Below are 12,322 nucleotides of genomic sequence, written 5' to 3'. Positions count from 1 at the left end.
TACTAATGATATAAAAACAAGAAAATATTTTTTAAGAGATAAAAATAGTAAAGCAATTTGTTATGACTGTATTTTAAATATTAGGTTAAGTAGGAGGTATAAATATGAATAAAGCAAAATTCATTACATATTTAGAAAATAAAATTGAAAATGATGGATATAGAAGTGCAAATGTTGATGCCATATATTATTCATTAATTAAAAAAATCAATAATGGTGAATTTGATTGATAATGCAATATGAATTAATTATTGGTATTGACCCAGCAGGAATAGGTAGTAATGGAATGGTTATATATTCAAGTGAAACTAATAATATTGTTTTTAATGAAACATTTAATACATTAACTGTTTTATGAACTAAAAATATGTATAAAGAAAAAATGCAATTAATTAAAGAAAAATTTATTGATAAAAAAATATTAGTTATTGTAGAAAATTTCTTTTTAAGTTCAAAACAATTATTAACTAATCCATTAGCAACACCTAAAATTATTGGTGCATTAATGGTATTAGTACAAGATGTTTTCAACTGAGATTATCTAGAAAACCACCCAAAAAATAAAAATAAAATAACAAATTATAAAGGAAATATAAAATTAACAAAACATGAACAAGATGCTTATAAGCATATTCAATATTATTTAAAAAATCATAAAAAAATATTAATTTTTGATAATTATTTAAGGAAATTATAAAAATGAAAGATAAAGAAAATTATGTCAAATTAACAGTAAAACTGAGTAACACTATTGAAGCAAAATATTACGAAAAAGGTAATAAGGAATTATATTATAGTGTTCGTGGTCAATGAAATGGATTAAATTATGTTACTTTAATTTTTAATAAACCAAAACTTTATAACCGATGTATTTTATTAAACAAAAACGATGAAATTATTGTAACTGGTCAAATCTTTAACACTTTAAACATTCCTAAAAATCGTGCATTTTGTTCAATCAATGTTAAATGATTTAAAAAATGAAAAGAGTAAAAAATGATATTATGAAAAATTTTATTAATAGCACCAATATTAATAACAAGTATAACACTAATAATATTTTTAATTTATATAATTAAAGATTTAAAAAATGAATATAAAATATTGAAAATATTAAGTGAAATTTCTAATCAAATTAAAAATAAGGAGAATAATTAATGATAATATTACCTACTTTGTTTGAAAATAAAGATGAAATTGAAATATTATCACCATTTCCAAAAGCAATTCATACAAGTAATGATATTAGAGCAATTATTTTAAGACAATACCCAAATGTTAAATCAAAACACATAATTGTTTCTGACCCCGAAAGTAATGTTGCATTAATAGTTGGTGATAATGATGTTTATCAAGGTTGAATTAAAGTAACAATTAAAAAATTAGAAAATTAAAGGAGATTAAAATGCCAAATATAGAAAATCAATCAAATTATACTTTAACTAAATTAATTAGAACTGGTATAAGTTCTATTTGTGCAATGATTGGTACAAGTGCTTATTATGGTCAAGTAATTGCTAAACCAATATTAGGTTCAATTAATAGTTTATTATTTGGTAAAAAATTAGGTTTAGATATATGAAATTTAAATCAAAGACCAAATACAAAAACTAAATTAATTAATAGTTCTAAAAAAATTATTTTAGGTTTAGGAACAATTGGTTTAGCAAATTATAGTAAATGAACAGAAAATAATATTAATCCTATTATTCCAATAACACCAATTCCAATAACTACTACAACCACAACAGAAGGTCCGCCATGATTACTATTAAATAAACAAGAACATCAGTCATTAATGGATTGAGATACTTATATTTCATTAAATACTTATGGTATTTCAAATCTTATTAGTGGATTAACTGAGTTAATACCTAATAAATTTGAAGCAATAAGAAAGATTTGTAATATGGCAACTGGTGGTTGTTTAATATCAAGTGGGGTTGCTATGGGTATTAATAATGATTTTATGAATGCTTATGCAGTACCTACTATTATTGCTGGTGCAAGTGAAATAATCCATAATTTACTACCTATGGAAACTACAAATCATATTCAAGAAATGCAAGAAACATCATTTAATGATGAAACTGTAAGATTAGTAAATGATAATAGATTCACAATTAATAGTGAAACAACTAGTCAATACGGTAGTGATAATATGAGCAAAGTAGCATTAAATCACGATAATGCTTCATTAAATTGAGATTATAATCACATGAATTTATAAAGGAGGTGAGTAATTTATGAATAAAGAAAAATTAATTGAATATTATAATCACGAAATAAAAACACATAAAGAAAGGATGGAACAATTAAATAAAGAAATTTCTTTATTAGTAACTATTATAAGTAATTCAAAATTGATGATTGAAAGAATTAATGGTGGTCAATTTGATGAATAATTAAAAAATAAATAATTGAAAGGAAAATATTGAAATGAAAGAATTTTTACATGAATTAATAATTATTGGAACAAGTGTTGGAACATTAATTTGCAGAGAAATTATTGTTTTATTAAAAAGATTTATCACAACTCCAAAACATGTTAGAGCAAATAACAAAATTATAAAACATCAAAAAAAATTAGCAAAATTAAACGAAAAAATTAATAAAGGAGAAAAATAATATGACAAAAATTGAATTTAATGAAAAATATAGAAAACAAGATATCAGTATTGATAGAGATTTTGATTTACATATTGATAATTGTTTTAAATTTTCTGATATTGATACATTAGAAAACGCAGTTAATGATTATAAAAAATTAATAAGTGAAATGCCACAATTAGTTAAAGATTGATTATTGGGATAAGATTAGGAGAATGTTAAATGTTAGAAAATGAAAATAATGTTCAACAAACAACTGAACCTTTAAATGAAAATAATGCTCAACAAGAAATAGAAAATAAAGTTAATGAAGCAGAAAATAAGTTAAATAAACTTAATCAAGAAATTAAAGAAAAAGAAATGATTAATATATTTAAAAAATATCAAGTTAAAACTGAATTTTATGATTTTTTAAAATTTAAAACAAGTAATATAGAAAATTCAAAAATTGAAGAAACTATTAAAAAAATGATTAAAGAACAACCAGTATTTAAACAAACAATTAATACAGGTGGCAATAAACAAATAATTATTAATAATAAAACAAATGATAAAGAAAATTTTTTAATTAATTATAAAAAGAAAAATTATTTATAAACGAAAGGAAGAAATAAAATGTCAGTACCATTTAATCAAAATTTAGACAATACAGAGAGATTAGTAGAAGCACCAGAATTTATAGAGTTTTTTAAAATTTCAAATAGTTCATGGGCAAACTTTTTTCCTACTGAAATTGTTGACTCAGTAAATATTGAATTTATTGTTAAAAAACCAAAAAAACCGGAAGTAAAAATTATTGCTTGGGATGATAAAAGTAAAAGATATGAATTACCATATGTTGATACAGATAAAATTAGTAAAAAAATAACTAAAAAATATCTTGCAGGAGAAATTATTGCAGATGTAGATTTAAAAGCAAATAATGGACAAAATTTATTAGATAGTATGCAATATGAAGTTGCAAATGATTTAGCAGATAAATTAGCAATTGATGATACACAAGCAATTGCAAAATTTGCTACTAAAATTGATATTGAAGATACAACACCAGTAGACTATTTAAAATCGATGTTATCTGCTTGAAATACTTTGTTTCAATTTAGAAACATTGCAAATAGTAAATTTTTTATTACTAATGGTCTTTATGATAGTTTAGTTTATTTAGCTGATAATAAAGGTTTAATTACCGATAATCAGTTAGCACAACAATTACGTTTAAATGGAAATAATTTATATGTAAAAGGTGTATTATGCGAAATCGTTCTTGATGACTATATGATTTTTACTAATGATAAAAATGAACAACAATTAATGACCTTTATTTTAGCAACACCAAGAGCGATGAAAAGATACATGATAGAAAATACAGTTATTTATGTAGATTTTATTAAAGATGATAAAGCAGGAAGAGCATATAAAGTTGCTGGTGAAGTTGTTGGAGAAGCAATACCATATATTTCTAATAATGAAACAACATCAAGATGAATGTTATGTGGAGTTATTAAAACAGAAAAAAATGATTTAAAAACTAAAATTACAGTTTTAACAACAAATATTACTGCAAATGTTAATAACAATAACAATGAATTAAATACACAAATAAAAAGTATTAATGAACTTAAATCATTAAATCCAAATTTAACAAATCCAACTATTAAATATTTTAGTGATGCACAAGGAAAAACTAATGTAAGTAATCAAAAACAAAAAGCGGGTGACTTATACATAGTTATTTCTTCAAATGTTAATGATTTAAATTATAAAGGTTCAACAAATCCAATTAAAATAACTCTTAAATAAAGGAAATTAAATGCCATGCCAATTGGTACAACTAGTACAGCAATACTTTTAAACATAAATAAACCAAAACATACTAGAACAAGTAACCAACAAGAAAATAAAAGTTTTTGATGAGAAATTTTAGAAATGATTGGTGTACAAGTAATTGCAGTAGCACTTGCTCCTTTTACTGGCGGATTAAGTGAAAGTGTAGCCCTTGGATTAGGTGCAAGTGATTTTATTGCAAGTACTATTAATTTTGGTATTTATGCTACAACTGATTTTACTATTAATCAAGTTTATGATTATTTAAAAGGAAATGTAACAAAATTAAATACTTTCTTAAATTTATTACCTGCATTTGCTGGACTTAATAAAATTAGTCGTGGTTATCGTACTACTAAATTTATTAAACTAGCACAAGAAACTAAAACATTAGAACAAGTTGGTATTAAAGAAGCCAAAAATTTACAAGAAATTATTAATCAAGTAAGTGGAAAAGAAATTTTAACAGATAAAATTATTGGTAATAAACGTTATTTAATGAATTATAGTTTTACTCCTAATCGTGAAACAGTATTACGAGATTTAGGTTATGTTGCTGAAAGACAATATAAAAATAATTTTCAAAAATTAGAAACACAAAAGTTAAAAGAACACTTATTATTACAAAATACATTAATAAAATTAAGTCCACAATTAACTCCTAAATTTAAAATTAAAGATATTGAAAAAGCAAATAACTTTTTAAAAAAATTTAATACTGATTTAAAAAAAGTACTATCTATGAATCAGCATGATTGATTAAATTTAGTTCATACAATACATACAGAAAATAGATATGGAAAAACTTTAATTTTAGATTTACAAAAAATTCGTGCTAATGCTATTAAATTTAATTTTAAAAATAATGTTATTCATCAACTTGTTTTAAAAGCAAATCAAAGTTTTAAATATTTTGATATTAGATTTTATTTAAAAAAAGGTTTAAATAAATTTTGAAAAGATACACCATATTTTGAAAAAATAAGAGAAAGTATATATAAATTACAAGAAAAATTTGAAAAGTTAGAAAAACAAGCATTTGAAAAAATTAATAAATTAAAAGAAAAAGTAACTGATTTATTTACTAGTGCAGAAAAAAGAGCAATTAAACATGCACAATTAATTCCATTAAATTCACCAGTATTTATGGGTTGTAAAATTCAACCTTTGTCATTAGATAAATGTGCAATTACCATTTATCATCGCAATCCTAAATATAAACCAATTACAGTTGTTGATAGTATTCTTAAAGCAAAAACTTTTGTTACTCAAATACATCCATTTCATTGATATCGTTGATATAGTGGTTGATACATTGGTTATGGAGTAAATCATAATAAATGATTAAAAGCAATAGCATTTGCTCCGCCAGTTGTTCAAGAAGTAATTAAAGATAGTTTTAAAGTATATAGAGAAATATTTAGAATAATAAGAACTTATCATAAAGTAGTAAATGTTATTAATAATCCTATTGAAAATATTAACAAATCATTTAAAAATGTTGGTTTAAAATTTTCAGTAAATACTTTATTTGGTACTTGATTATTACATCATTTAGAAAAGTTTGCATATAGTCAAGTTGTAGCAAAAAGTAAGAAAAAATTAAAAAAAGGCAAAAATAAAATACAAAAAGAAATTGAACATATAACACATAAAAAAACAAAAAAACATACTCATCATTATAAACAAGCATTTTTTAAGGAATGATAAATTATGATTAATAAACTTTGAACTGATGTCAGTCTTGAAAATTATAATAACTGATATCCATTAACTGGAAAAATTACAGAAACACCACAGCAATATATAAAAACATGACCAAATGTTAATGATTGATTTAAAACTTTTGCTATTCGCGCGCAAAATGATATTAATGCTTATCTTGATTTTATTTTATCTAAATTTCCTTTTGATAGTTTTAAAGATGAATTAATTAAAGAAACATTAAGAGATATGGTTTATGTTATGGTTGAACATTGAGTATTTAATCGTACACCAATTGAATTTAATGTTGATGCTACTATTCAATTTAATAATGGTACTCAATTTAGTGCAAATAGTACTCCTACGATTAATGTTTGAGATTTAGCACCTAGTAGAATGAAAATATGAGCAAGATTAACAGAATTAAAACAAATATTTTCAAGTTATAATGATGATGAAATAGATGTTGAAAAAATTGACTTAAAAGCATTTTATACTAGAAATCAAGTTGATGAATTAATTGAACAACAAAAAGAATTTACATTATTAAAACAAATTAAATTATATGATGATTTAGTTGATGATAATGAAAATGAAATATATAGAGGTCCTGTTAGTAAATTTGTTAATAAAGGTTATGTAGCAACTGATTATGATAAAGAAACTGAAACAATGATTTTAGATTGACCTGATGAAATTGGAACATTACCACCCGAAGCATTACAAAATAATCCACAAATTGGTGATTATACACATGCACCAACTTGTGATTTTTCTGCTAAACAACAAAAACGAATTACTACAAATGAAAATGAAATTACCAAATTAAATAATGAATTAATTAAAGCAAATGAAAATATTAATGATGTTAAAAATAATTGATTTAATATTGAAACTAGTCCTTTATGAAAGAAAGTTAAAAATGAAAATATTAAAACAGATACATGATATATCATTGATTGAACATATTATTTTATCGATAGTAAACAACTTATTATAAGTAATAATAAATTAACTAAATCTAATATCAGAATTACTAATGATCAAATAGAACAAAAGCAAATAATAATTGAAAATATTGATGTTAATATTGATAAAGTAACATTATTATATGATGTTGATTTAATAAAGTTTATTGCTACTAATAGCACAAAAAAATATACACCAATAATTCATAATATATATCAATATCAAGGAACTGGTACACCAATTGAATTTATAGCAGAAGATAGTATTGATAATGATTATTATACAAAGCAAGAAACTAATGACTTATTAAATAAAAAACAAGATAAATTAATTGCTGGTGAAAATATTAAAATTGAAAATAATGTTATTAGTACTACTAGTAGTGGTGGTGAATCATTATGAGAAGTTAATAAAGATAATCCTAATTTTATTAATTCAAAAGATGATAAAGGTATTAGTGCTAATAATAAAAGAATTATTGATGTTGGAACACCTACTTTTGAAACTGATGCAACTAACAAAGAATATGTTGATAATAAAATACCAGATTTAACTAATTATTATAAAAAATCTGTTTTTATGAAAGGATATTTTACATATAAAGATGATAGAGACCAATTATGAATAAATGATAGTTCAAATAGTTCTCTTGCTATCTCATTATTGCTTAATAATACTTATGGAAGATTAGAAACTACTAATAAAACTATTGTTGGTGCTATTAATGAAAATAAAACTAATATTGATAAAAAACAAGATAAAGAAAATTGAAAAATAATAGGTAAAAGTATAAATAATCGTAAATATGGTGATTTTAATCTTGCTTTTAATACTCTTTATAGAGTAATTATTACATGGGAATCTCCACCATTTCATCAAGTAAATACAAGAATAACAGTAGAATTTAAAACAGGTAATTATTTAGGTGGAATACATGGAAGTAAAATATTTCTTACAAAAGGTTTAATTAATAATGAAGAAGGTATTTTATATTTACAATTATTAGATATTAATAAATGACAATTAATTTTAGAAGGTGGAAATGAAAAATATGCAAATATTTTTTCATTAGAAGAATTACAAAATACAGTTAAAGTAGATATTATTCAACCTATAAAAATTACAAGTCATACTTTAAAAATAAATGAATTAAAAAATAATGAGATTAATATTGAATTACCAAATACTCCAACACCAAGTCCAAGTGGTTCAAATTGAAAGGAAGTAGGAATATTAACAAGTGATAAAAAACAAATTGGTTATGAACTAATTCCTAATAAATTATATAAGTTAACTTATAATAACACTGGCAATAAAGAACCTTATTATAGTTATGCACCAAAATTAGAAATTTTATTTAGACCGCAACCATTACCTTATCAATTACCTTTTTCACCAACAATATGTTATCTTTTTGGAACTATTAAATTTAATTATGGTATAACTGGGGTAATTACTTATCAACACGTTCCTAATGATACCAAATCAAGAAAAATTGTTGGTATTACTGCAAGTGATATATATAACACATCTGCTTTATATAAATTAGAAGAATTACAGGAATAATATTATGTTTTTTAAAATTATAAAAATTATTTTAGGTTTAATTGGAGTTTTATTATCTTCTGCAGTTGCTGGTTTAATTATATTTATTATAGTAAAAATTGTATTAAAAATTAATCAAATATTTTAAGAAAGGTGGTGAATATTATGTTAGGTAGATTTTTTAGAAAAGATAAAAGTAATATTAGTGATAATCAAAATGAAAAAGTAAAATTTTTAACTAATAAAAATAAAAGTACTCATGCTTCTATTTTAAATTATTTTGGTTTTAATGACTTTAACCATGAAACTTATTTCACTGATTTTGTAGCAGAAAATAATGCTAATTTATATAATGCTCCATTAGAAATTAATAATGAAACTATTAAAAAATATTTAATTCAAGAAGAATTTTATAGAAAAAATTGAAATTCAATTTTTAAGTTAAGTAAATTAGGAATTAGCGGTTATTTAATTTATATTGCTAATGATGATTTATATTTTCAAGTAGTTGATATACAACAAAGAGTTTATGATATTACTGGTAAATTAATTCAATGTACTATTTTTTATGATAATTATGAACAAAATGCACAAATGGTAAGATTATTTGAAATTTATACATTAAATAATGAACAAGTAACTATTAATCGTGCAATTTATAGTATTAGTGATAATAAAAAACAATTTCCATTAGATTTTAAATCATATATTAATAACGCTAATTTAGAACAAGAACAAACACTAAATATTAACTATATACCAATAGCAATTATGAGAAATAAAGCAAATGAACTAGCAGATTGTAATAAAGTAATGGATAAAATTAAAGCATTAGATGTTATTTATGAACAAATTGTTTTAGATACCATTTTAAATTCACCTAAATTTATATTTAGTCAAACTTATGGTAATGTTCAATCAACATTAGAAGAAGCAGTAAGAACATTAGTTACTAAAAATTACATATTTAAAAGTGGTGGAGATAATAATGAACAAAATGAAAATATCAATATGACAAATAGTAATTTTAAAGGTAAAAATTTAACTGATATATACGATTGAAATGTTAATGAAATATTTAAACGTTGTGGTATTCATATACCAAGTCAAAAGAAATCTGCACAACAATCAGTACCTGAAAGTACAGCTGTAAATATTTCAACTATTAATTATATTGAACAAAAGTTATGACAATTTAATATTGATATTCTTAAATTTATTCAAATCTTAGTAAGCATAGATAAAGATTTATTAAATAGTAAAACATTTAATATTAATGATGAACAAGAAATTAATAATTTAACTGTTAAATTAAAATTATTTAATCCCGAAAATAACCAATTAATAGGAGAGAACAATGGAAAACAACAACAAACCACAAACGAAGTTTCCACAGAAACAAACTAAACTTAATCAAGCAGAATTAGAAAATGATTATTTAATTGATAATATTCCTTATGATTTTACTAATATGATGAGTGCTACTAGTGATCCAGATATTAATAGAGCATACGATGAATTTAAAAAAAGAACTATATATATTTATGAAATTGAACGTTTATTTAAAAATAATGAAAATAATAGTTTAAGATTTTCAGCAAATACTATTAAAATAGGTTTTATTGATATTGATAAGATATTAAAAACTATTGCTGTTGAAACATCTGACTTTACTATGCAATTAAATCAAAGAGCAAGTACAAATATTAATGATAATACAATTGAATATAGTATGACTGATATTAAGAATTTAATTTTTCAAGAAATAAATTTATTAAATCAATTTAAGTTATATGCTGTATCTATTAATGAACCATTAACTGAAAATAATATTGATAATTTATATATTATTAATAATTATTCACAACCTTATCAAAATCCAAAAATAAGAAGTACTAAAAGTATTACTATAATTAAAATTAAAGATTTTAAAACAAGAGATGGTTATCCAATCATTATTAAATTACAAAAACCATTAGATAAAAATACAAAAGTTATTGGTTTAAAAATTAAAGCTCCTAGAAGCATGATTTTTGGCAATATAAAGGTACTTGGTGAAGTTGATAATATGGAAGTATACCCAAAGTTATTTGTTAAAGATAAGATAGCATTTCCACTATTATCAATGCCTATTGAAACTCAACCAAAAGTTAGAATATTACAACAATGATTTAGTGAACAAATATTACCTTGAAATTTAGCAAAACAATTTATAGGACAAGAAAAATCAGTTTTAGATTTAATTAAAATTAGTACTGGTACTGTAACAAGAAAAGAAGTTATTAATAATGCCAGAGTAACTGATACTTGACTAGGTTGAGAAATGGGTGCTGTTTGAGATGGTAATTGACCATTAAAAAAAGAAATACATTTAGAAGATAAAAAAGTTTTATCTTATAGTAATGAAGGATGATATGTTTATCTTGCAACCAATAATAGATTTAAAAGTATAGCAATTGAAATACAAGATGCGCCAACAATTGATAGTTTACAACAACTTTTATTAGATATGCTAAGTTATACATATAATTATAATAGAAATTTTGAAGGTGCTAAATATAATGAAAAAACAGGTAAACCTGAAAATAATATGGCAATATTACGTGATACATTTTCAGGACAAAAACCTGATGAGATAATTACTAACTTATTTAAACAATGAGAGTTTGAATACCCAAATTATATAAATTTACCACAAATGCAAATATTTAAACAAGTATTTATTATGTTATCAAAATATATTTATTCATCATTATCAATTAATAAAGGATTAAATGATGATAATAAAATATTATTGCCTTATTATTTTGAATTAAAATCAAGTCCAATTAAACCTAGTAAAATAGATATTTGACAATTTAAAGATGTAAAGGTAATATTAAAATCTCCATATTTTGATTTTACTGATATTAATAACATTAAATTGAAAAACAATGATATTAGTCAAAATGAATTATTTAAGTTAGATGATAATCAATTTAACTGATTATCTATTACAAATGAATTAGAAAGTAATAACATTCCATCATTAATTCCTGCTGATTGAACATTAGCTAATGGCGAATATGGAAAATATTTTACAAGAGTAATTATTGATAAAATTAAAATTAAAAATGCTTTAAATTTATATGGTTCAAATAAATCACAATTATTTTCAAAGTTAGAATTTTATAAAGAGATTTCACAAATTGATAATAATACTGAATTTGAATTACAAATTGAAAAACCGATTAATAACTTAAATCGGATTGAAATTAGTGGAATATTTGGTGCTGGAAATTATGATTTAATTTTAATTACAGATAAACAAGAAATAGAATTAAATAATATTAATTTATTTGATAAATATAACGAAAATATTTCTTATATAAATTTAGAAATATAATTATTCAAAATAATTATCTGTATAAGTACCATCTCATTTTACATCTTCATCATGATGCTTAAATTTAGAAAAATATAAATCAGTTTTATCGGGATTATATCATTTATTTCATCAAATAGTAGTATCTCCAAAAACTCATTCATGATATGGTGTTAAAAATTTATTGTTATTTTCATGGGTAAGAATCCCCCCCATGATTAATCCTATTGTTCCAGTTGTAGCACCAGTTAGTGCTAATGTTAATGTTATTTTACTTAAATTTGTTTTTATTCATGTTTTCATATT

Annotated in this window: 17 protein-coding genes; 16 read left to right on the top strand and 1 reads right to left on the bottom strand. The window is 22.2% G+C overall.

Features of this window, described 5'->3' with window-relative positions; translation table 4 throughout:
• Positions 1 to 104 precede the first annotated feature (104 nt).
• The 16 genes from AAHM89_RS12215 to AAHM89_RS12140 are packed head-to-tail and all read left to right on the top strand — an operon-like array spanning position 105 to position 12,037.
• A complete protein-coding gene (locus AAHM89_RS12215) occupies positions 105 to 233 on the top strand; it encodes a hypothetical protein (RefSeq protein WP_342265855.1) in 129 nt (42 codons plus the stop codon).
• Entirely contained in the window at positions 233 to 697 is a 465-nt protein-coding gene (locus AAHM89_RS12210; protein WP_338978835.1) for a hypothetical protein, read from the top strand. The genes AAHM89_RS12215 and AAHM89_RS12210 overlap by 1 nt, the downstream gene beginning before the upstream one ends.
• Positions 698 to 699: 2 nt before the next feature.
• The gene (locus AAHM89_RS12205) at positions 700 to 993 is read left to right on the top strand and encodes a hypothetical protein (RefSeq protein ID WP_342265856.1); all 294 of its coding nucleotides are present in this window, start codon (positions 700 to 702) and stop codon (positions 991 to 993) included.
• A 3-nt stretch (positions 994 to 996) separates the two neighbouring features.
• On the top strand, positions 997 to 1,158 hold the full coding sequence (locus tag AAHM89_RS12200) for a hypothetical protein (protein ID WP_338978831.1): 162 nt from the start codon (positions 997 to 999) through the stop codon (positions 1,156 to 1,158).
• The gene (locus tag AAHM89_RS12195; RefSeq protein WP_174480108.1) at positions 1,158 to 1,394 is read left to right on the top strand and encodes a hypothetical protein; all 237 of its coding nucleotides are present in this window, start codon (positions 1,158 to 1,160) and stop codon (positions 1,392 to 1,394) included. The genes AAHM89_RS12200 and AAHM89_RS12195 overlap by 1 nt, the downstream gene beginning before the upstream one ends.
• Positions 1,395 to 1,405: 11 nt before the next feature.
• Positions 1,406 to 2,230, top strand: a complete 825-nt coding sequence (locus AAHM89_RS12190; RefSeq protein ID WP_342266494.1) for a hypothetical protein — start codon at positions 1,406 to 1,408, stop codon at positions 2,228 to 2,230.
• Positions 2,231 to 2,246: 16 nt separating this feature from the next.
• Positions 2,247 to 2,405, top strand: a complete 159-nt coding sequence (locus tag AAHM89_RS12185; RefSeq protein WP_342266493.1) for a hypothetical protein — start codon at positions 2,247 to 2,249, stop codon at positions 2,403 to 2,405.
• Between the two features lie 34 nt (positions 2,406 to 2,439).
• Positions 2,440 to 2,628, top strand: coding sequence for a hypothetical protein (locus tag AAHM89_RS12180; RefSeq protein WP_174481134.1), 189 nt, complete (start codon positions 2,440 to 2,442; stop codon positions 2,626 to 2,628).
• Between the two features lies 1 nt (position 2,629).
• The gene (locus AAHM89_RS12175) at positions 2,630 to 2,815 is read left to right on the top strand and encodes a hypothetical protein (protein ID WP_281748210.1); all 186 of its coding nucleotides are present in this window, start codon (positions 2,630 to 2,632) and stop codon (positions 2,813 to 2,815) included.
• Between the two features lie 17 nt (positions 2,816 to 2,832).
• Positions 2,833 to 3,207 (top strand): hypothetical protein, encoded by a 375-nt coding sequence (locus AAHM89_RS12170; protein ID WP_342266492.1) that lies wholly within the window; start codon positions 2,833 to 2,835, stop codon positions 3,205 to 3,207.
• A gap of 18 nt (positions 3,208 to 3,225) precedes the next feature.
• The gene (locus tag AAHM89_RS12165; protein ID WP_342266491.1) at positions 3,226 to 4,410 is read left to right on the top strand and encodes a hypothetical protein; all 1,185 of its coding nucleotides are present in this window, start codon (positions 3,226 to 3,228) and stop codon (positions 4,408 to 4,410) included.
• Between the two features lie 15 nt (positions 4,411 to 4,425).
• Positions 4,426 to 6,144, top strand: a complete 1,719-nt coding sequence (locus AAHM89_RS12160) for a hypothetical protein (protein ID WP_342266490.1) — start codon at positions 4,426 to 4,428, stop codon at positions 6,142 to 6,144.
• A gap of 3 nt (positions 6,145 to 6,147) precedes the next feature.
• Complete coding sequence (locus AAHM89_RS12155; protein WP_342266489.1) at positions 6,148 to 8,673, top strand: hypothetical protein; 2,526 nt, start codon at positions 6,148 to 6,150, stop codon at positions 8,671 to 8,673.
• 4 nt (positions 8,674 to 8,677) lie between these two features.
• On the top strand, positions 8,678 to 8,800 hold the full coding sequence (locus AAHM89_RS12150) for a hypothetical protein (RefSeq protein ID WP_255495889.1): 123 nt from the start codon (positions 8,678 to 8,680) through the stop codon (positions 8,798 to 8,800).
• Between the two features lie 17 nt (positions 8,801 to 8,817).
• Complete coding sequence (locus AAHM89_RS12145) at positions 8,818 to 10,059, top strand: hypothetical protein (protein WP_342266488.1); 1,242 nt, start codon at positions 8,818 to 8,820, stop codon at positions 10,057 to 10,059.
• Positions 10,010 to 12,037, top strand: coding sequence for a hypothetical protein (locus tag AAHM89_RS12140; RefSeq protein WP_342266487.1), 2,028 nt, complete (start codon positions 10,010 to 10,012; stop codon positions 12,035 to 12,037). Before AAHM89_RS12145 ends, AAHM89_RS12140 begins: the two co-directional genes overlap by 50 nt.
• Here AAHM89_RS12140 and AAHM89_RS12135 read toward each other — a convergent pair whose 3' ends face one another.
• Positions 12,038 to 12,319, bottom strand: coding sequence for a hypothetical protein (locus AAHM89_RS12135; RefSeq protein WP_342266486.1), 282 nt, complete (start codon positions 12,317 to 12,319; stop codon positions 12,038 to 12,040).
• Positions 12,320 to 12,322 lie beyond the last annotated feature (3 nt).

It is taken from the genome of Spiroplasma endosymbiont of Villa modesta (genome assembly GCF_964030925.1).
In the GTDB taxonomy this organism is placed as follows: domain Bacteria; phylum Bacillota_I; class Bacilli_A; order Mycoplasmatales; family VBWQ01; genus Spiroplasma_E.
Note: the sequence above shows the minus strand (reverse complement) of the source record. Positions and strands in the feature narration are given on the sequence as shown.